We start from the raw sequence: 20771 nt of genomic DNA, 5'->3' as shown, positions 1-20771 counted from the left end.
AGCGCCTGCGGCGGGCCCGGTTCCCGCTCAGGTCTGCGGTGGTGCGGTCGCCGCTCTCAGGTGGAGGGCGGCTGCCTCGGCGTGGCGGCCCAGTCGCTCCAGGCAGTGGGCCTCGTCGTCCAGGGCAGCGAGGGTGTCGGGGTGGGCCGGGCCGATGAGCCGGGTGCGGGCGGCGGCGACCGCGCTGTGCGAGGCGAGTGCCTCCTCCCACCGGCCGAGGCGGCCGAGGGCGACGGCGGTCTCCCGGAGGCTCAGCAGCGTGTCCGGGTGGTCCGGGCCGAGGACCCGCTCGCGGTCCGCGTGGACGCTCTCGGACTCGGTGAGCGCCTCGGGCCAGCGGCCGAGGCGGCCGAGGTTGACGGCCAGGGCGTGGCGGGCGCGGAGGGTCTCGGGGCCGTCGGCGCCCTGCGCGCGGGTGCGCGCGTCGACGAGGTCGCGGCAGACGCCCAGCGCGTCCGCGGCCTGCCCGAGCCGGCCGAGGAGGACGCCGGTCTCGTAGCGGGCGGCGAGGGTGTCGGGGTGGTCGGGCCCGAGGGCGGCGGCGCGCGCGTCGGCGACCGCGCGGTACTGGGCGAGCGCCTCGTCGCCGCGCCCCAGCCGTCCGAGTGTGTACGCCACTTCGCGCCGGGTCACGAGGGTGTCGGGATGGTCCTCGCCGAGGAGCCGGGCCCGGGCCTCCGCGACCTCGTGCGCCGTGCGGTACGACTCCTCGTAGCGGCCCAGGCGGCCGAGTGTGAAGGCGAGGTTGTGGCGGCAGCGCAGGGTGTCCGGATGGTCGGGGCCCACCGTGCGCTCGCGCGCGGCGAGCACGGTGACGTACACCTGGTACGCCTCGGGGTGCCGTCCCAGGCGGCCGAGCGCGTACGCCCGCTCCTGCCGGGCCGCGAGGGTGTCGGGGTGGTCCTCGCCGAGGACGCGCGCGCGGGCGGCGGCGACCATGCCGAAGACGCGCAGGGCGTCGGCGGGACGGTCGAGCCGGGCGAGGGCGAAGCCGACCTCGTAGTGGCTGGCCAGAGTGTCCGGGTGGTCCTCGCCGAGGGCCGTGGCGCGGTGCTCGGCGACGGACCGGTGCACGGACTCGGCCTCGTCCCAGCGGCCGAGCCGTCCGAGGCCCATGCCCGCCCGGTACCGGCCGGCGAGCACCGCGATCAGCTCCGCGGAGGCGGCGGGGCGCACCGGCGCGGGCTCGTGCGGCGCGGGGGCACCGCCGGTGCTCGTGACGGCGGTCGTCCACTCCGTGGTGAGGACGGCCGCGGCGGGGTCGTGGGCGACCGGGCGCGGCACGCCCGCGGCGTCGGCGGGGCGGTGCCCGCCGGTGATCGCCTGGACCCAGGCGGGCATGGGGACGGTCATGCCGGGATCGGCACCGGTGCCGGGAAGGGAACCGGGCCCGGACTCGGAAGGGGCACCGGAACCGGGGCCGCCCGCGGAGCCCGGTCCCGGCCCCGGCACGACGGTCGCCCCGGCCTGCGACGCGCCGGCGGCGGTGCCCGCCCCCGGCAGGGAGAGCGCGACCCGTCCCGTCACGATCCGGCGGCGCAGGTCCCCGGCGTCGGCCGGCCGCTCCGCCGGCACCTTGGCGAGCAGGTCGACGACGATCCGGTCGAAGTAGTCCGGGAGTTCGGCCCGGTGCGCGCGCGGCGGACTCGGCACCGTGTCGCGGTGTCCGATGAGGATCGCCCAGGAGTCGCCCAGGTCGAAGGGCGGGGCGCCGGTGGCGAGTTCGTACAGCACGCACCCCAGCGAGTAGAGGTCGCTGCGGTGGTCGATCTCGCCGCCGCCGATCTGCTCGGGCGACATGTAGTGGGGCGTGCCCATGGCGATGCCCGTGCCGGTGAGCTTGGACGTGAAGCCGACGTCCGCGCCGAGGCGCGCTATGCCGAAGTCGCAGATCTTCACCGTCCCATCCCGCAGCCGCATGATGTTCGCGGGCTTCAGGTCGCGGTGCACGATCCCGTGCCGGTGGGTGTACGCGAGGGCGTCGGCGACCTGGTCGGCGATCTCGACGACGTCGTGGACGGGCAGCGGATGCCGGGCGTTGGCGGCGAGGAGCTGGCTGAGGTTGCGCCCCTCCAGGAGTTCCATGACGAGGAAGAGCACGCCGTCGTACTCGCCGAAGTCGTGCACGACGGTGATGCCCCGGTGCTGGAGCGCGGCGGCCACCCGCGCCTCGCGCCGGAACCGCTCGCGGACCACGGTGAGGACCTGCGGGTCCTGTTGCGGTCCGATCGGCTTGAGGCACTTCACGGCGACCCCGCGGCCGAGCGCCTCGTCGGTGGCGCGCCACACCTCGCCCATGCCCCCGCGACCGATGACCTCGTGCAGGCGGTACCGGCCCTGGATCAGTCTGGAGTCCCCCATCGTGTGCTGCCGCCCCCGTCGTTCTCCTATGCCTTTCCCGGCTCGTCCAGTATGGACGCCGGTTCGGACAGTGGGTACGGGGCGGGGTACGTGTAAGGGTCGGGTCGCGCTCCCGGGCCGAGCCGGTCCATGGCGCGGAGGATGTGCCCGGGCGGCAGCCGCCAGCGCAGGCGGGCGGGGACGCGGCGCAGCAGGTCCGCCGTGGTGACGAGGCGGCGGGTGACGGTCTCCTGCGGCGGCGCGGCTCGGCCGTAGAGCGTGTGGGCGTAAGGGGGCAGGGTGTCGTACGCGAGCGCCGCCACGCGCCGCCAGATCACCTCGCGCGCCGGTACCAGGACGGGTTTCACCGGTGGCCGGCGCAGGAAGTCCTCGACGGTACGGGCGTCCGCGCCGGCCTCGAGCCGGGGCCGTACGGTCTCGAAGTACGCGGCGAGCGCGGATGTGGATCCGGGGACGGCGGCCGGGTCGAGGCCGACGAGCCGTGCGGAGGTGCGGTGTTCGTCGACGTACCGGTCGGCCTGGGCGTCGGTGAGCGGGATGCCCGAGCGGCGTGCGACGGCGAGGTACGAGTCGGTCTCGGCGCAGTGCACCCAGAGGAGCAGCTCCGGGTCGTCCACGCCGAGCCGCCGGTGGATGCGGCGCACCCGGGCCCCGGCGGCTTCGGCGGCCTCGGTGGTCCCGTAGCTGAGGGTCCCGACGAAGTCCGCGGTCCGCAGGAGCCGTCCCCAGGGGTCCTTCCGGAAGCTGCTGTTGATCATGACGCCGCGTACGGCGACGGGGTGCAGCGCCTGCAGCCACAGCGCCCGTACGCCCGCGATCCACATGACCGGGTCGCTGTGCACCTGCCAGGTCACGGAACGGGGTCCGAAGAGCCCCGGGTCCGCGCTCAAGAAGCGTCCTCGCTCATACCGTTCAGGCTACGTCGGAACCGGCGCCGTGGAACCGGTCGTGCACGAGGGGCGAGCGGACGTCCTCGGGAGACCGGTGCCGGTCTCAGGGCTCGATGTTCTGGTTCAGGTGGAACAGGTTGTCCGGGTCGTACGCCCGCTTGACCTCGACCAGGCGGTCGTAGTTCGCCCCGTAGTTGGCCCTGATCCGGCCCCGGTCGTCGTCGGCCATGAAGTTGATGTAACCGCCCTCCTCGGAGTGCGGCGCGGTGGCCTCGTAGTAGTCGCGGACCCAGGCGATGTTGGCCTCGTTCGCGGAGGCGTCGGGCCACATGCCGGCGATGACGGTGGCGAAGGAGGCGTCCCGGTAGGCGAAGGCCGTGGCGTCGGGGGCGACGCGGTGGCAGGCGCCGTTGATCGGGTAGATGTGGACCGTCGAGTTCACGGCGGGCAGCCCCGGCGCGTGCTCGATGTGCGCCGCGATCGCGGCGTCGGTCAGCTCGGTCACGAAGTTGGCCTTCCAGTAGTGCTGGAGGCCGGGCGGAACGAGCGCGTCGAAGGCGCTGTTGAGTGCCGGGTACGGCATGGGCCCGACGTGCTCGGCGACGACCGGCGCGAAGTCGCGGAGGGGCCGCAGGGCCTTCTCGCCCTCGTCGAGCGGTCCGGCCCAGCACGCCACGACCAGGGCGAAGGTGTCACCGTGCCGGTCCTCCGGGATGAACGGGAGCGGCGGGGCGATCTGGAAGGCGGGGAACCCGCCCAGTTGCTCCGGTGCGTCGGCGATGTGGTCGGCGAAGGCGCGCACGACGGTGGCCGCGTCCTCGAGTTCGAAGAGCATCGGTCCGCCGTAGATGTCCTTGACGGGCGCGAGCCGGTACTCGAACGACGTCACGGCGCCGAAGTTGCCGCCGCCTCCGCGCAGGGCCCAGAACAGGTCGGCGTGCTGTTCCTCGTCGGCGACGACGAGCCGGCCGTCCGCGGTCACCACGTCGGCCGAGACGAGGTTGTCGCAGCTCAGGCCGAGTCCTCGGGCCAGATAGCCGATGCCGCCGCCGAGGGTGAGTCCGCCGACGCCGGTGGTGGAGATGATCCCGCCGGTGGTGGCGAGGCCGAAGGGATAGGTGGCCGCGTTGAAGTCGCCCCAGGTCGCCCCGCCCTCGGCGCGGGCGGTCCGCCGCACGGGGTCGACGCGGACTCCTCGCATCCCGGAGAGATCGGCCACGACCCCGTCGTCGCAGGTGCCGAAGCCGGGGACGCTGTGCGCGCCGCCGCGGACCGCGAGATCGAGCCCGTTCTCCCGGGCGAAGTCCACCGCGGCCATGACGTCGCCCGCGTTGACGCAGCGCACGATCACGGCGGGTCTTCTGTCGATCATGGCGTTGTGCACCCTGCGCGCCTCGTCGAAGGCGTCGTCGTCGGCCGTGACGACCGTCCCGCGTACCCGCTCGCGCAGCTGGTCGTTCGAGAGCTTGCCCATGGCCACCGCTCCTCGTTCGAATCATCTCCACGCTACGCCGATGGCGCCGGGCCTCAACCGGAGCCCGGACGCGCGGGCACCGGCCCGCTCCGTCCAGTACGTGAGACCGGGCCGGTCGGGGAGGTGTCGGTCCCGGCGGCGCCCTTAAGGTGCCCCTACGCGTGGCCGGCGCACGATGCCCGGCCGCCCCTCCCACTCACCTGATTCGCATGAGGACGCCCATGTTTACGGTCAACGAGTACTTCGACGGCACGGTCAAGTCGATCGCGTTCACGCAGGAGCAGGGCGCCGCGACCATCGGGGTCATGGCTCCCGGGGAGTACGAGTTCGGCACCGCCGCCGCGGAGATCATGCACGTGGTCAGTGGTGCCCTGACGGTGCGGCTGCCCGGCGCCGAGGCGTGGGAGACCTTCTCCGCCGGGGACCACTTCAAGGTCCCCGGCGACAGCAGGTTCCAGCTGCGGGTCGCGGTGGAGACCGCCTACCTCTGCGAGTACCGCTGACCCTGCCCGTCCTTTCGTCGGCCGTGCCCCGGCACGATCCGAACGAGAGGCTCCGGGAGCCTCGGGACGGCCGAAAGGGCGCCCGGCCTGGAAGCTCAGGCCGGGCGCCCTCTCGCCGGGGCGGGCGCGTCAGGACGCGGAGGCGCTGTTCGCCGGGGGTGTGCCGGCCAGGATGGTCTCCTCCACCGCTTCGTACCGCATGCGCTGGTCGGCCGGGTCGCGTTCGCCGAGCACCGTGCCGAGCCAGCCCGCGAGGAAGCCCAGCGGGGCCGAGAGGATGCCCGACGTGGTGAACGGGAACCAGTTGAAGTCCTGGTCCGGGAAGACCGCCTGGGGCGATCCGGACACGAGGTTGCTGCCGGTCATGAGGATGAACGCGGAGGCGCTGCCCACGATGAGGGTGCAGAGCAGTCCCTTACGGGAGTAGCGGCGCCAGAAGAGGCTGTAGACGAGGGCCGGTGCGACCGCGGACGCGCCGATGCAGAACGACAGGGTGAGCAGTGCCTGAAGGTTCAGATGCCGGGCACCGGCGGCGATCGCGATCGCCACGAGCCCGACGCCCGCCGCGGCGATCCGGGCGACGGCCATCTCCGCGGAGCCCTTCAGTCGCGCCTTTCGGCGCAGCCCGTGCGTGATGAGGTCGTGCGCCAGGGTGTTGGCGCAGGCGAGGGTGATCCCGGCGACCGAGGCCAGCAGGGTGAGGAAGACGGCTGTCGCCACGGCCGTGAACAGCAGGGTCTCGACGGTCGTCTGGTCCGTCCCCATGATGGCCTGGCTGACCATGAGGAACGCCGTCTTGCCCTGCGGGTCGCCGGCGACGATCCCCTGGTGGCCGACGATCGCCGCCGCGCCGAAGCCGATGACGGCGATCAGCAGACAGGTCACGACGACGGTCGACACGGCCCAGGACATCGAGCGCCGCACGGCTGCGGCGCTGCGCGCGGTGAACATGCGCATGGTGATGTGCGGCAGCACCGCGGCGCCGAGCACCACCGTCAACTGGGTGCTGATCATGTCGAGTTCGTTGCCGCCGAACTGCAGACCGGGGGCGAGATAGGCGTCTCCCGCCCCGCTGCCGCGCTTGGCGGCGTCCAGCAGAGAGGGCAGGCTGAAGTCGAAGCGGTGGAGGATGAGCGCGGCGATCGCGAGGGACGCGCCGAGCAGGGCGACGGTCTTGACGATCTGGATGAACGCGGTGCCCTTCATGCCGCCGATCGCCGCGTAGGCGATCATCAGCAGGCCCAGGAACACGATCGCCCCGGTCTTGAAGCCGTCGGAGTCGAAGCCGAGGACGACCGAGAGGAGATCGCCCGCGCCCGCGAGCTGGAAGATCACCAGCGGCAGCAACGCGGTCAGGGTCACCGCGGCGGTGACGATCCGCACGGCGGGACCGGGGAGACGCCGAGTGAGGACGTCGCCGATCGTGAACCGGCCGGCGTTGCGCAGCGGTTCGGCGAGCAGGAACATCATCAGGACCAGTGAGAGCACGGTGCTCAGGGCGAGCGTGACGCCGTCGTAGCCGACGAGCGCGATGATGCCGATGGTGCCGAGCACGGTGCCGGCGGAGATGTAGTCGCCGGCGATCGCGAGGCCGCTCTGCACGGGGGAGAGCGAGCGGTAACCGGTGTAGAAATCGCCCAGGTCGTCACGGTCGGGGCCGGTCATCACGCACAGCAGCAGCGTGACGGTGATGACCGCGATGAACGCGATCAGCGACATGGTCTGGGCCTCGGAGCTGAAGCCGGTCATGCGCGCGCACCTCCGGTGGGCTGCTGCCACACGGGGCGTCCGGAGCGGCTCTGGCGTTCCGGCCGGGGGGCGGCTGCCGCGGCCGTCCGCTCGGCGCGTTCGCGGATCGCCGCGGCGAGCGGGTCGACGCGGCGGCGCGCGATCCGCTCGTACAGCGCGATCGCAGCCAGCGCCACGGGCAGCTGGAGGAGCCCCAGGACCAGCCCGGTGGTGAGACCGCCGGTGAGGGTGCCGGTCATCACGGAGGGGGCGTAGCCGGACAGGAGGAGGAAGATGACGAAGTAGCCGAGCGCGGTGAAGGTGGCGACGCGGCGGAGTCTGCGGTAGGCGGCTCCGAGCCGGTGCAGATCATCACGATCCTCGGTGGCGGGCGGCCGCGGCGGTGGGGACGCGTCCCAGGGCTGCTGCGCGGAGTCCCAGCCGTGCGGCGAGGACTCCCACGCTCGCGGGGACGAGTCCCAGGCCGCCTGGGGATCGGTGTCCCAGGACGGCGGTGCACCCTCCCAGGACTGCGACGCCGCCTCTTGGCGGTGCCGCCCGGCATTCCGGTGCTGGGGTACGGGCGGTGGGCCGGGAAAAGGCTGGTGGTACGACATCGATCTTGCTCCTTGCCGCCCCGGGGGACGGGCGGGTGGCGCCGGTGGTCCGCGTACGTTACTCATGGGTATACCTCTCGCGTAAGGGGATTCCGACCGCTCGGTATGTCGGTTCGGTGACGATCCTGTGCGCGTGGCGACGAAACCGGCGGAAACCCCTCTGTGGATCTTTCCGCAGGTCACGGGTGGGTCTCGGGCCGCTCGGTCCGCCGGATGACCTCGCGCGCTACCGGCGGACGCGGGGCATGCCGAGGCCGATCCAGGAGATGATCTCGCGCTGGATCTCGTTGTTGCCGCCGCCGAAGGTGAAGATGACGGCCGAGCGGTAGCCGCGTTCCAGTTCGCCGTGGAGTACCGCGCCCGCCGAGCCCTCCTTGAGGGCGCCCGCCGCGCCGACGACCTCCATGAGGGCCGCGTAGGCGTCGCGGCGGGCCTCGGAGCCGTAGACCTTCACGGCGGAGGCGTCCTGGGGGGTGAGGGTGCCGTTCTGGACGGCGTTCACCATCTGCCAGTTCAGGAGCTTCATCGCGTCGAGCCGGGCATGGGTGCGGGCCAGGGTGCGGCGGACCCAGGGCAGGTCGATGACGCGCCGGCCGTCGGCGAGCGGGGTGCCGGCGGCCCAGTGCTGGACGTCGTGGAGCGCGCGGATCGCCATCGTGCCGTGGGCGGCCAGGGTGACGCGCTCGTGGTTGAGCTGGTTGGTGATGAGGCGCCAGCCCTTGTTCTCGTCGCCGACCCGGCGCGAGGCGGGCACCTTGATGTTGTCGTAGTAGCTGGCCGTGGTGTCGTGCGAGGCGAGGGTGTTGATGAGCGTGCAGGAGTAGCCGGGGTCGTCGGTCGGGACGAGAAGCATCGTGATGCCCTTGTGCGGCGGCGCGTCCGGGTCGGTGCGGACCGCGAGCCAGACCCAGTCCGCGGTGTCGCCGTTCGTGGTCCAGATCTTCTGCCCGTCGACCGTGTACGTACCGGTGGTCTCGTCCCCCTCGCGGACCGCACGGGTCTTGAGGGCGGCGAGGTCGGTGCCCGCGTCGGGCTCGCTGTAGCCGATGGCGAAGTCGATCTCGCCGGAGAGGATCCGCGGCAGGAAGTACGCCTTCTGCTCGTCGGTGCCGAAGCTCATGATCGTCGGCCCGACGGTGTTCAGCGCCATGAGGGGGAGGGGGACGCCCGCCTGCGCGGCCTCGTCGAAGAAGATGAACTGCTCCATCGGGGTCAGCCCCCGCCCGCCGTACTCGGTCGGCCAGCCGACCCCGAGCCAGCCGTCGGCGCCGAGCCGGCGCACGGTCTCCCGGTAGAAGCGCTTCTGCGCCGCCGGGTCCGCGTAGCGGGTGTGGACGTCCTCGGGAACCAGCTCGCCGAAGTAGGCACGCAGCTCGGCGCGCAGGCTGTTCTGTGCGGGCGTGTATGCGAGGTGCATGAGGCGGGCCTCCCGTGGCGGCTGTCCTGCGGCGGCGGTCCTGCGGGTCCTCGGCGTCACCCGGCGGTGCGACGCGCGACGGCGGCCACGGTAGAACGTGTTCCACAAATGCGGAAGCCTCGGAGCGGCCCCGGACGGCCCTCGGCCCCGGTTCGCAGCTGCCGAACCGGGGCCGAGGGGGTTGTCGAGGGGTACTGCGAGTCAGGGCCGGGGCGGCCTACGGCAGCAGCTCGTCCATGGAGGCACGACCCTTCTCCGCCATCCGGCGTTCCGCCCAGGCGAGGGTCTTCGGAGACACGTCACGGCCGGAGGCCAGAACCAGGTCCTCGGCCGTGAAATCGCCCTCCGACCCGGAATGCAACAGCCGGTCGGGCGTCGGGAAGTCCCCCGGGGACGTCTTGTCGGGCTCAGCGTTCATGCCGCCTCCTACGTGTTCGTCCGGCACTCGCCATTCTCGTGTCCGGCCACCGGGTCCGCATCCGGGAGCGGCGGACGCGCGGCGGCCGGAGTCGCCCCCTGATTCCGGACGAGCTCCGCGGCCGCACGGGCCGCCAGCCGCGTCCCCTCCTCGTGATGGCGGGCGTACGCCTCCGAGGGGAGCGCCGCGCGGAGGGCCTCCTCGGCTCGCGCCCTGATCAGGGCCTCCGTCTCGGGCGTGAAGGGCCGGAAGCCGCCGTCCGAGCCGGAGCCGGCATGGGCGTCGTACGCGCCGAGGAGCCGCGCCCCGGTCCCGGCGTCGCCCGCCCCGCCCCGCCCGCCGAGCGCCCACGCGGCCGTGGCGAACTGGGTGACGAGCAGGTACGGGGCGACCAGGTGGGCCAGGGTCTCCACCTCCGCGACGGCGCGCGCGAGCCGCTCCACGGCCCGGTCGTAGGCGCCGTCGAGGCAGTCGAGCCAGGCCCACGCCCCTCCGGCGAGACCCCAGAAGAGGCCCGGGGTCACGTCTCCGAACTCGACCTCCAGGCGGGCGAGCTGAGCCCGGGCGAGACCGGTGCGCCCGGTGTGGCCGTAGTGCTGGGTGAGCAGCATCCGTGCGGAGCCGGCGACCTCGGCGCCCCACTCCCCGGCCGCGTCGGCGGCTTCGGCCAGGAGCTGTTCGGCCGCCGGGTCCCCCTCCGGGTGGAGCCGGAGCCGTACGGCCGCGAGGCGCGCGGTGTAGAGGGGAACCTGGGAGTGCGCGCCGACGTGGGCGGCGGCGTCCGTGGCCCGCTCGAAGTCGGCGGCGGCCTCGGCGAGCCGGCCCGCGCGCTCGTAGGCCTCGCCCCGGGCGGCGTGCGATTCGGCGATGCCCCAGGAGTCGCCGGCGGTCTCGAAGAGCGCGAGCGCCTCGGCCGCGTCATGGGGACCGCGGACGACGAGCTTGGCCCGTACGAGCAGGGCGAAGGCCAGGTCCCAGCCGGGGGCGTGGGCCCGGCAGGCGTCGACGAGCGCCGTCAGGGTCTCGTCGAGGCCGGAGAACTCCCCGGTCATGAGGCGGGCGAAGTACCACATCATCGCCGGCTGGCGGCAGGTCTGCGGAAGGCCGGGGCGGTACGCGGAGACCAGCGCGGCGAGCCTGGCGCGGGTCTCGGGGTGTTCGAACGGGGTGGCGCCCCGGCCTCCCTGGGTCGCGAGCACGTAGAGCCGCCCGCCGCGCCGGGCCTCGGCGAGTCGCTCGCCGTGCCACGGCGGTGGGACGTCCGTGCACCGGCCGTCGAGCGGCCGGGCCGGGCGGACGGGCTCCTGGAACGGGTCGGGGCCGAGCCGGCCCGCCTCCGTGGCCCAGGTGCGGGCGTCGACCTGGTGGTGGCGCAGTTGCCAGAACCAGCTGAGGGAGTGGACGAGGCACAGCACCTCCTGCTCGTCGCCGAGCGCGACGGCCGTCCGCAGGGCCCCGCGCAGGTTGTCGTGCTCGCGCTCCAGGAGGGCGATGGCGGCGACCTGGCCCGCGCCGCGGAGTCCGGGGTCGGTGGTACGGGCGAGTTCCCGGTAGTACGTGAGATGGCGCCGTTCGGTCGCGGCCCGCTCCCCCGACTCCTCAAGCCGCTCCCCCGCGTACTCCGCCACCGTCTCCAGCAGCCGGAACCGCATCCCCTCGCCGTCGCGGCCAGGGCCGGCCACCACCAGCGACTTGTCGACCAGCGCGCCCAGCAGATCCAGCACCTCCGGCGTACCGCCGTCCGCGCAGACCGCCTCCGCCCCCGCCAGATCAGCGCCGCCCGAGAACACCGCGAGCCGCCGCAGCACCGCCCGCTCCGGCTCCTCCAGGAGGTCCCACGACCAGTCCACCACCGCCCGCAACGTCTGCTGCCGCGGCAGCACCGTCCGCGCCCCCGACGTCAGCAACCGGAACCGGTCGTCCAACCGCTCCGCGATCTGACGCACCGACAGCAACCGCAACCGCGCCGCCGCCAGCTCGATCGCCAACGGCAGACCGTCGAGTCGCCGGCACACCTCCTCCGCCGCCGCCCGGTCCTCCGCCACCACGAACCCCGCACGCGCCGCCGCGCCCCGCTCACCGAGCAGCCGCAACGCCATCCCCATCGGCAGCGGGCCCAACGGCCGCACCGCCTCCCCCGGCACCCCCAACGGCTCCCGGCTCGTCGCGAGCACGGTGACGCCGGGGCAGCGGGTGAGCAGCACGTGCGCGAGCTCCGCCGCCGCGGCGACCAGGTGCTCGCAGTTGTCGAGGACGAGCAGCATCCGCCGCCCGGCGCAGTGTTCGACGAGTTCGGCGAAGGGGTCCTCCGGGTCCGTCGCGGCGACCGCCGCGCGGTGCCAGACGTGCGTCTCCCGCGCGCCCACCGCGCTCAGGACGGCCGCGACGACCGTGGACTCCTCGCGTACGGAGGCGAGTTCGGCGAGGTGGACCGGGCCGTCCCGGTACGTCTCGGCCGCCTCCAGGGCGAGGCGTGTCTTGCCGACGCCGCCCGGCCCGGTGAGGGTGACGAGCCGCCGGGCGCCCCACTCGGCGGCGAGCGCGCCCAGGTCGTCGTCCCGGCCGATGAACGAGGTCAGCCGGGCGGGCAGGCCGACCGCCTGCCCCCTCCCCTCCGGCGCGGGCGGCGAAGGCGCGGGCGCGGGCGCCGTGTCCGTCAGGAGTTCGGCGTGCAGGGCGCGCAGTTCGGGTCCCGGGTCCGTGCCCAGCCGGTCCGCGAGGCCCGCGCGGACCTCCTCGTACACGGCCAGGGCCTCGGCGGGCCGCCCGGCCGCCCGCAGGGCGCGGATCCGCAGGGCCTGGAGGGGTTCGTCGAGCGGCTCTCCGGCGGCGAGGGCGGCGAGCGGTGCGAGGACCTCCGTGGCCCGTCCCAGGGCGAGGTCGGCGGCGAGCCGGTCGCGTCGCGCCTGCGTGTGCCGTTGTTCGACCCGGACGACCAGGGGGTCGGTGTGCCGGCCGGGCAGATCCGCGAGGGCGGGACCCCGCCAGAGACCGAGGGCCTCGTCGAGGAGGCCGGCGGCCCGGCCCGGGTCCCGCGCGCCGAGCGCGGCGGAGCCTTCGGCGGCGAGCCGTTCGAAGCGGTGGAGGTCGACGGCGTCCGGGGCTGCGGCCAGCCGGTAGCCGCCTCCGGGCGCGGAGACGACGGCCTCCCGGCCCACGGCCCGGCGCAGACGGCCGACGAGAGCCTGGAGCGCCGCCGTGCGGTCCTGGTCCGGGTCCTCGGCGCGGTCGGCGTCGCCCCACACCTGGCCGATCAGCGCGGGTGTGCCCACCGGCCGCCCGCCGGCCGCCGCGAGCGCGGTGAGCAGGGCGCGGAGCCTGGCACCGCTCACTACGGCCTCCGTCCCGTCGTCGGTACGGAAGGCCTGACACGGACCGAGAACACGGTAGGGCGGCTGCACCGGCCCATTCTGCCCCGGCGCACGCCGGGGCCCACCGGCATTTTCGCCGCGGCGCCCCGGCGAAGGCCCTCCGAGCGCCCCGCACGGCGCTCCGCCCGCCCTCCGGCCCACTCCCTCACCGCCCGGCCGTTCCCCTCGCCTCCCGCCGCCTCGTGCCACTCCCTCACCTCCGGGCACTTCCCCGCCTCCCGCCGCTCCCGTGCCGCTCACCCGTCTCCCGGCCGCTCCCGCCGCTCCCGTGCCGCTCGCACGCCGAGGCGAACTCGCGCCACGCCGTGTCATCGCCATGGCGTCGGAGGGGTGCGGGTTCGACAATGGGGAGGATGACCGATGAAGACCGGCGTACGCGCAATGGCGAGATCGGGCCCGCCGAGTGGCTCGCCATGAACCGGACCGGCAGCTTCGACTGGGATCTCGACACGGGCACCATCGATGTCGACACGTCCGGGCTGCTGGTCTTCGGCGTGGCCCCGGACGCCTTCGACGGCCGCCCGGTGTCGCTGATCGCCCGCCTCGACCCGGAGGAGCGGACCAAGCTGGAGGCGGTCGTACGGGAGGCGGTCAGGAGCGGCGAGACGTCGTACGCCGCGCACTTCCCCATCCCGCAGGCCGACGGGCCACCCCACTGGACGCATGTGCAGGCGCGGATCCTGCGCTCGCCGGACGGGCGGGCGCGGCGGATCGTCGGGGTCGTGCGGGACACGACCGCCGAGGTCACGCGCTTCGCGTTCGTCCAGGAGCTGGAGAAGCGCCGCGAGGTCCAGACGAACATCGTCGAGCGGACGACGGCCGCGCTCTCCCGCGCGGTGACCGTGGACGACGTGACGGCCGCCCTGACCGGCCCGGGCGGGCTGGCCAGGCTCGGCGCGGACGGCCTGGCGCTCGGACTCGTCGAGAACGGCTCGCTCCACATCATCGCGCTCAGCGGCGAAACCCTCGACGCGCTCGACGACTTCCGGGTCCGGCGGCTCGACCGGGGCATGCCGCTCGCGGAGGCCGTGCTCAGCGGTCGGCCCCGGTTCGTCTCCTCGTTCGCGTCGCTCGGGCGGGACTTCCCCGAGCTGGCCCCCTACCTGGCGCAGCTGGACTTCCGGGCGGCCTGCTATCTGCCGCTGGTGGCGCAGGCGCGGTCGCTGGGCGGCATGGCCCTGTTCTACCGGGGCCGCACCTCGTTCAACGCCGACGAGCGCAACCTGGCCCTCGGGCTCGCGGCGATCGTCGCCCAGTCCCTCCAGCGGGCGATCCTCTTCGACGAGGAGCGGGAGCTCGCGACCGGGCTCCAGGCGACGATGCTGCCGCGCCGGATCCCCCGGATCACCGGCGGCGAGATCGCCGTGCGCTACCACGCGGCCTGGAGCGGGCGGCAGGTCGGCGGCGACTGGTACGACGTGATCCCGCTGCCCCGCGGGCGGGTCGGGATCGTCGTGGGCGACGTCCAGGGGCACGACACCCACGCCGCCGCCATCATGGGGCAGCTGCGCATCGCCCTGCGCGCGTACGCCGGTGAGGGCCACGCCCCTTCGACGGTGCTGGCCCGCGCCTCCCGCTTTCTGGCCGAGCTGGACACCAACCGCTTCGCCACCTGCACGTACGCCCAGGTGGATCTGGGCAGCGGCACCCTGCGGGCCGTACGGGCGGGGCATCTCGGGCCGCTGATCCGGCACACCGACGGCCGGGTCGGGCAGCCCAAGCTGCGGGGCGGGCTGCCGCTGGGGCTCGCGACGGTGTTCGGCGACGAGGAGTTCCCCGAGACGCGGCTCGACCTCGTCCCCGGGGAGACGCTGGTGCTGTGCACGGACGGGCTCGTCGAGCAGCCCGGGTCGGACATCGAGGCCGGTCTCACCGCGCTCTCCGAGGCCATCAGCAGCGGCCCGCCGCAGGCGGAGGCGCTCGCCGACCACCTCTCCGAGCGGCTGTGGGAGCGCTGGGGCTCGGGCGACGACGTGGCGCTCCTGGTGCTGCGGCGCAGCCCGGACCCGGGCACACCCCGCGCGCCGCGCATCCATCAGTACATCCACCAGGCCGACCCGCAGGGCCTGTCGGACGCGCGCGCGGCCGTGGGGCAGGCGCTGCGCGACTGGGGCATGACGGAACTGGCCGACGACGCCGAGCTGTTGACGGGCGAGCTGCTCGTCAACGTCCTGCTGCACACCGAGGGCGGTGCGGTGCTGACCCTGGAGGTACTGCCCGAACCGGTGCGGCGGGTCCGGCTGTCGGTGCAGGACCGGTCGAGTGCCTGGCCCCGGCGCCGTACCCCGGGCGAGGCCGCGACCTCGGGGCGCGGACTGATGCTGCTCGACGCGCTGGCGTCGCGGTGGGGTGTCGAACCGCGCGGCGAGGGCAAGGCCGTGTGGTGCGAGATCGGTCCGGCGGAGGTGCCGGCGGACGCCGTGAACGGCGCCTGAGGAAGGGCCCCGGAAAGCCGAGGAGTGACGTCATGGACCCTGTGGCCGCCCTGAACAGGATCGCCTTCCTCCTGGAGCGCGCCCAGGCCCCGGGGTACCGGGCGCGGGCCTTCCGTACGGCCGCCGCCGCGGTCTCCGCCCTGCCGGAGGGCGAGGCGGCCGAGCGTGCGGCGGCGGGCACCCTGGAGTCCGTGAAGGGCCTGGGGCCGAAGACCGCGGCGGTGGTGCGCGAGGCGCTGGACGGGCGGGTCCCGGAGTATCTGGCGGGGCTGGAGGCAGAGCTGGAGGAGTCCCTGCGGACCGCCGGGCCGGCGAGCGGCGGCGAGGCGTTGCGGGCGGCCCTGCGCGGCGACTGCCACCTCCACTCGGACTGGTCCGACGGCGGTGCCACGATCGAGGACATGGGCCGTGCTGCGGCGGGGCTCGGCCACGAGTGGGCCGTGCTCACCGACCATTCGCCCCGGCTCACGGTGGCGCGGGGCCTGTCGGCCGAGCGGCTCCTGGAGCAACTGGACGTGGTGGCGCGGCTGAACGAGGAGTGGGCGCCGTTCCGTCTGCTCACCGGGATCGAGTGCGACATCCTGGACGACGGGTCGCTGGACCAGGAGCCCGAGCTGCTCGACCGCCTCGACCTGGTGGTCGGTTCGGTCCACTCGAAGCTCCGGATGGACGGGAGGGCGATGACCCGCCGGCTCGAACGGGCCGTGCGCAACCCGCTGATGGACGTGCTCGGGCACTGCACGGGCCGCCTGGTGGCGGGCGGACGGCTGCGACCGGAGTCGGAGTTCGACGCGGAGCGGGTGTTCGCCGCCTGCGCCGAGTCCGGGACGGCGGTCGAGATCAACAGCCGCCCGGAGCGGCTCGACCCGCCGCGGCGGCTGCTGCGGCTCGCGGTGGCGGCGGGCGCGTACGTCGCGGTGGACACGGACGCGCACGCGCCGGGCCAGCTGGAGTGGCAGATCCTCGGGTGCGCGCGGGCGGAGGAGTGCGGAGTGCCGGAGGACCGGGTGATCAACGCCTGGCCGGCGGAGCGGTTGCTGGAGTGGACTCGGGCCTGAGGGGGTGAGGCGGGCCCCCGCGACCGTCCCGGCGGGCGCGAGGGCGCGGGTGGCCGGTGGGCAGGTCGGTCAGGCGCGCTGCCAGACCGTCGTCGCGTTGCAGAACTCGCGGATGCCGTGCCCGGAGAGCTCACGGCCGTAACCGGAGCGCTTGATCCCGCCGAAGGGGAGTGCGGGGTGCGAGGCCGTCATGCCGTTGACGAAGACGCCTCCGGCCTCCAGGTCGCGCACGAAGAAGGCGACGTCCTCCGCCGAGCGGGTCCAGACGTTGGAACTGAGTCCGAACGGGGAGTCGTTGGCGACGGTCACGGCCTCCTCGATGTCACTGACCGGGTACACCGTGGCGACCGGCCCGAAGGACTCCTCCTGATGGATCCGCATCTCCGGGGTGATGCCGGCGAGGACGGTGGGACGGTAGTACCAGCCGTTCGCGAGCGCCGACTCCTCCGGCCGGTGGCCGCCGCACAGGGCGGTGGCGCCCCGCCGTACGGCGTCGTCGACGAGCGCCTCCAGATCGGTGCGGCCCTGTTCGGTGGCGAGCGGGCCGACGTCGGTGGACTCGTCGAGGGGGTCGCCGACGGTGAGGGCGTTCATGGCGGCGGTGAAGCGCTCGGAGAAGTCGTCGTACACGTCCTGGTGGACGATGAACCGCTTGGCGGCGATGCAGGACTGCCCGTTGTTCTGCACGCGCGCGGTGACGGCGGTCTTCACGGCCCCGACGACGTCGGCCGAGGGCATGACGATGAAGGGGTCGCTGCCGCCGAGCTCCAGGACGGTCTTCTTGACCTCGTCGCCCGCGACGGAGGCGACGGCCCGGCCCGCGGGTTCGCTGCCGGTGAGGGTGGCGGCGACGACCCTGGGGTCGCGCAGGACGCGCTCGACGTCGCGGGAGCCGATGAGCAGGGTCTGGAAACAGCCCTCGGGGAATCCGGCACGGCGGAAGAGGTCTCCGAGGTAAAGGGCGGTCTGCGGCACGTTGGAGGCGTGCTTGAGGAGGCCGGTGTTGCCCGCCATGAGCGCGGGCGCGGCGAAGCGGATCACCTGCCAGAGCGGGAAGTTCCACGGCATGACGGCGAGGATCGGGCCGAGGGGCCGGTAGTGGACGCGCGCGATGTCGGCGCCGGAGTCGTGGACGTCGCTCTCCGCCGGGTGCTCGTCGGCGAGCAGTTCCTCGGCGTTGCGGGCGTACCAGCGCATGGCCTTGGCACACTTGGCGGCCTCCGCGCGGGAGGCCGCGACGGGCTTGCCCATCTCGACGGTCATGGTGTGCGCGATGTCCTCGGTGTCCTCGTCGAGGAGCGCCGCGGCGGCGCGCAGGAGGCGGGCGCGTTCGGCGAAGGAGGTGGTGCGGTACTGGCGGTACGCCTCGTGAGCGGCGGCGATCCGCCGCTCGACCTCCTCGGGCCCGTGGGCCTCGTAGACGCGCAGCGTCTCGCCGGTCGCGGGGTTCACGGTGGCGATGCCCATGACGGGTCTCCTCCTGACATCGGCCCCCGTCTGCACGCTTCCGCTAAGCGGGCCTCTGCGCAACAGGGGCGGTGCGGTGGGGTGACCCGAAAGGGGCGGCGACCTCGGGAAACGCGGCCGGCGGCCGGTTTCGGGGTGGTGAGCGCCGGCGGCCGGTCTCCAGGCGGTGAGCGTCGGCGGCCGGTCTCTAGGCGGTGAGCGTCGGCGGCCGGTCTCTAGGCGGTGAGCCAGGTCAGGGCGCCGGAGAGATGGGCGCGGAAGGCGGGGTCGCGGTACGTCTCCGAGGCGTGACCGAGCGCGGTGAAGAACACCCGCCCGCCGTCGATCTCCCGGCACCAGACCAGCGGGTGGTCGTCGCCGTGGGTGCCGCCCCGGTACGAGGTCTCGTCGGCCCGGGCCAGGACCCGTACCCCGGACCCCGCGTCGCCCCGCGGGTCGGACGTGAAGTTGTACCACTCGTCGGTCCAGGCCCAGCGGTCCGGCAGCGGTGCCGTCGCGGGGTGGTCGCGGTCGTCGACGAGGACGACGCCGGGCTGTATCTCGGGGTGGCCGTCGAAGCGGGTGCCGAGCAGCTCGCCGTAGAAGGGCCAGTCGGGCTCGGCGTTGGCCGCCGCGTGGACGGCGAGGAGCGCGCCGCCGCCCCTGAGGTACGCCTCCAGGGCGGCGCGCCCCTCCGGCGTCAGGACGTTCCCGGTCGTGGACAGCAGGACGACGACGGCGCACTCGGCCAGGCGCCCGGGTGTGAACACCTCCGGGTCCTCGGTCGACTCGGCCTTCCACCCGAGGCCGTGCGCCAGCTCCGTGAGCGCGGCTGCCCCGTCGGGGATGGAGTCGTGGCGATAGCCCGTGGTGCGGGTGTAGATCAGGACGTCCGGGGTGGGCACGCGGGGCTCCAGGGGACGGGGGTGGCGAACAGGCGATGGGGTAAGCGCTTTCTGGACGGGGTCGACCGTAGCCATCGAAAACCCCGGGCCGCAACCCCCGGCCTCCGTCACACTGCCCCGATGAGACGGATCCACGCCGAGGGGCACACCCGGACCCACCACCCTGATCGCACGCGCCGAGGCTGACGACCAGGACCTGCTCGACGACTGCGTCGAGGCGCACATCCACGGCCCGGTCCGGATCGCGCGCGATGTGGAGGCGCTGGTCCTGGACCCCAGCCACCGGGGCACGGAGGTGGAGGCGGCGGCCCGGCGCCTGCCGTGCCCGGTGGAGTGGCACGGCGGATTCCGCCTGTCCGTCGACGAACTGCGGCGGCACCCCGGGTTCCGGGGGCAGGAGTACGTGGAGCTCGGCGCCCGGATCGCGGTCGACGGCCGGCTCGATCCCCGGATCGTGCAGGAGGCGGCGGGCTCGGGGCGGTACGACCCGCAGGACGTGAAGAAGGTCTGGCATTGCCTGGCCCGCTTCGGCGCGCCGGAGACCTGACCGACCGACGCCGACGCCGACGCACTCCGCGGTGCGCTGCGCCTGCCCCGCCGTGCACGCGCGATCCGTTGTCGTATCGGATACATCTCTGTATCTTTTGGCGCGCCGCGCCCCACCCGCGCCCCACTCGCTCACCGAGGAGCCGTCATGAGCACCGTGCCGCCCGCGCTCGCCGCCGCCGTCGGGCCGTTGCCCGAAGGGGTCGTCCTTCCGCTGCCGCCCACCTTCGACTCCGTCGAGGAGGAACGCCGGTACCGCAAGGAGCAACTCGCCGCCGGCTTCCGCATCTTCGGGAGGTTCGGCTTCTCCGAGGGGGTCGCCGGGCACATCACCGTCCGCGACCCCGGCGACCCGAGCGCCTTCTGGGTCAACCCCTTCGGCATGAGCTTCGGCCAGATCAAGGCCTCCGACCTGATCCTGGTGGACCACGAGGGGACCGTACTGGAGGGGCGCAGGCCCGTGAACCGGGCCGCGTTCGTCATCCACTCGCGGGTCCACGCCGCCCGGCCCGACGCGGTCGCCGCCGCGCATTCGCACTCCCTGCACGGCAAGGCCTTCTCCAGCCTGGGCATCCCGCTCGACCCGATCACCCAGGACGCCTGCGCCTTCTTCGAGGACCACGGGATCTACGACGACTACCGGGGCGTGGTCAACGAGACCGAGGAGGGTGAGCGGGTCGCCAAGGCCCTCGGCGACCACAAGGCGGTCATCCTCAAGAACCACGGGCTGCTGACCGTCGGGCAGTCCGTCGCCGAGGCCGTGTGGTGGTTCGTCACCATGGAGCGGTCCTGTCAGGCGCAGCTCCTCGCGATGGCGGCGGGCACGCCGCAGCACATCGACCGGGAGACGGCCCTGCTCACGCGCGGGCAGATCGGCGGGCATCTGGCCGGCTGGTTCCAGGCGCGCCCGCTGTGGGATCAGATCACGGCCTCGGACCCGGACCTCTTCGACTGAGCCTCGTCCTCGGTGCCGGCGCCGGGGATCTGCCGCGTCGACACCTCCAGGAGCGGGGCGAGGAACTGGCGCTCCAGGCTGCCCGGCGGCAGCTCCGCCGGCTCCACGTAGCTCTGCGCGAGTCCGCCCTCGCGCAGTGCGATGAGGAGGCGCGCGAACCGGTCGGCGTCCACGGTCAGTTCGCGCCCGGCGCGGCGCAGGACGAGGGTGAGCCCGCGGGCGATCTCGGTCCGCAGCCGCGCGTCGTGGCGCGCGAGCACCCAGGCGGCCTGCGGGTCGCGGATGGCGTGCAGGGTGAACTCGGTGGTGACGAGGTACCAGTCCCGCTCGTCCGGTTCGACCCTGGCGGCGAGCTCCGCGAGCCGGGCCAGGGTGTACTCCTCGGCGGTCAACGCGTCGATCGACTCGGCGAGCCGTCGTACGGTGCGGTCGCTGTGCTCGTCGAAGAGGGCGAGGAAGAGCTCTTCCTTGCTGGCGAAGTTCGAGTAGTACGCGCCCCGCGTGTATCCGGCGCGCTCGCAGATCTGCTCGATCGTCGTCGCGTGGAAGCCGTGCTCCGCGAAGGTCTCCAGGGCGGCCTTCAGCAGCGCCGCGCGGGTACGGGGCCGCCGCCTGGTGACACCTTTCGGCACGGGCGCCTCCTCCTT

General features: G+C 73.9%; 15 protein-coding genes and 1 pseudogene. 5 read left to right on the top strand and 11 right to left on the bottom strand.

Annotated features, from left to right (window positions below):
* Nucleotides 1-27: 27 nt before the first annotated feature.
* The 3 genes from ACIP84_RS10010 to ACIP84_RS10000 all read right to left on the bottom strand — a co-directional run bounded on the left by ACIP84_RS10010 (nt 28) and on the right by ACIP84_RS10000 (nt 4725).
* Nucleotides 28-2361, bottom strand: coding sequence for a tetratricopeptide repeat protein (locus ACIP84_RS10010; RefSeq protein WP_401796789.1), 2334 nt, complete (start codon nt 2359-2361; stop codon nt 28-30).
* Nucleotides 2362-2387: 26 nt separating this feature from the next.
* Entirely contained in the window at nt 2388-3251 is an 864-nt protein-coding gene (locus ACIP84_RS10005) for an oxygenase MpaB family protein (protein ID WP_401796786.1), read from the bottom strand.
* Between the two features lie 103 nt (nt 3252-3354).
* Nucleotides 3355-4725, bottom strand: a complete 1371-nt coding sequence (locus ACIP84_RS10000; RefSeq protein WP_355958691.1) for an FAD-binding oxidoreductase — start codon at nt 4723-4725, stop codon at nt 3355-3357.
* Nucleotides 4726-4946: 221 nt separating this feature from the next.
* Between ACIP84_RS10000 and ACIP84_RS09995 the strand changes: the two genes are divergently transcribed.
* Nucleotides 4947-5228, top strand: coding sequence for a pyrimidine/purine nucleoside phosphorylase (locus ACIP84_RS09995; RefSeq protein WP_401796783.1), 282 nt, complete (start codon nt 4947-4949; stop codon nt 5226-5228).
* Between the two features lie 129 nt (nt 5229-5357).
* On the opposite strand, the gene ACIP84_RS09990 is transcribed toward ACIP84_RS09995, so the two are convergent.
* The 5 genes from ACIP84_RS09990 to ACIP84_RS09970 form a co-directional block, all read right to left on the bottom strand.
* Entirely contained in the window at nt 5358-6977 is a 1620-nt protein-coding gene (locus tag ACIP84_RS09990; protein WP_355958694.1) for a cation acetate symporter, read from the bottom strand.
* Nucleotides 6974-7573: a DUF485 domain-containing protein gene (locus ACIP84_RS09985; RefSeq protein WP_401796780.1), complete on the bottom strand. Its 600-nt coding sequence runs from the start codon at nt 7571-7573 to the stop codon at nt 6974-6976. The genes ACIP84_RS09990 and ACIP84_RS09985 overlap by 4 nt, the downstream gene beginning before the upstream one ends.
* Nucleotides 7574-7799: 226 nt before the next feature.
* Nucleotides 7800-8990, bottom strand: coding sequence for an acyl-CoA dehydrogenase family protein (locus tag ACIP84_RS09980; RefSeq protein ID WP_401796777.1), 1191 nt, complete (start codon nt 8988-8990; stop codon nt 7800-7802).
* Between the two features lie 217 nt (nt 8991-9207).
* Nucleotides 9208-9408, bottom strand: coding sequence for a hypothetical protein (locus tag ACIP84_RS09975; RefSeq protein ID WP_355958699.1), 201 nt, complete (start codon nt 9406-9408; stop codon nt 9208-9210).
* Between the two features lie 8 nt (nt 9409-9416).
* Nucleotides 9417-12809, bottom strand: coding sequence for an ATP-binding protein (locus ACIP84_RS09970; RefSeq protein ID WP_401796773.1), 3393 nt, complete (start codon nt 12807-12809; stop codon nt 9417-9419).
* 323 nt (nt 12810-13132) lie between these two features.
* On the opposite strand from ACIP84_RS09970, the gene ACIP84_RS09965 reads away from it, so the two are divergent.
* Nucleotides 13133-15214 carry a SpoIIE family protein phosphatase gene (locus tag ACIP84_RS09965; protein WP_401796770.1) on the top strand — a complete coding sequence of 694 codons (2082 nt, stop codon included), beginning with the start codon at nt 13133-13135 and terminating at the stop codon, nt 15212-15214.
* 32 nt (nt 15215-15246) lie between these two features.
* Nucleotides 15247-16272 (top strand): PHP domain-containing protein, encoded by a 1026-nt coding sequence (locus tag ACIP84_RS09960; protein ID WP_401796767.1) that lies wholly within the window; start codon nt 15247-15249, stop codon nt 16270-16272.
* Between the two features lie 69 nt (nt 16273-16341).
* Here the strand turns inward: ACIP84_RS09960 and ACIP84_RS09955 are convergent, their stop codons facing one another.
* Entirely contained in the window at nt 16342-17739 is a 1398-nt protein-coding gene (locus ACIP84_RS09955; protein ID WP_401796764.1) for an NADP-dependent succinic semialdehyde dehydrogenase, read from the bottom strand.
* 215 nt (nt 17740-17954) lie between these two features.
* Nucleotides 17955-18623, bottom strand: a complete 669-nt coding sequence (locus ACIP84_RS09950; RefSeq protein ID WP_401796761.1) for a ThuA domain-containing protein — start codon at nt 18621-18623, stop codon at nt 17955-17957.
* 163 nt (nt 18624-18786) lie between these two features.
* Between ACIP84_RS09950 and ACIP84_RS09945 the strand changes: the two are divergent.
* Together ACIP84_RS09945 and ACIP84_RS09940 are read left to right on the top strand one after the other, a co-directional pair.
* Nucleotides 18787-19170: pseudogene (locus ACIP84_RS09945) on the top strand (DUF3626 domain-containing protein); the annotation flags it as partial.
* 147 nt (nt 19171-19317) lie between these two features.
* On the top strand, nt 19318-20124 hold the full coding sequence (locus ACIP84_RS09940) for a class II aldolase/adducin family protein (RefSeq protein ID WP_355958710.1): 807 nt from the start codon (nt 19318-19320) through the stop codon (nt 20122-20124).
* On the opposite strand, the gene ACIP84_RS09935 is transcribed toward ACIP84_RS09940, so the two are convergent.
* Nucleotides 20088-20756, bottom strand: coding sequence for a TetR/AcrR family transcriptional regulator (locus ACIP84_RS09935; RefSeq protein WP_401796758.1), 669 nt, complete (start codon nt 20754-20756; stop codon nt 20088-20090). The genes ACIP84_RS09940 and ACIP84_RS09935 overlap by 37 nt on opposite strands.
* Nucleotides 20757-20771: the final 15 nt, after the last annotated feature.

Origin of the sequence: Streptomyces sp. NPDC088707, assembly GCF_044752725.1 — a bacterium.
Lineage (GTDB): Bacteria > Actinomycetota > Actinomycetes > Streptomycetales > Streptomycetaceae > Streptomyces.
This window is presented reverse-complemented; position numbering and strand designations above follow the sequence as displayed.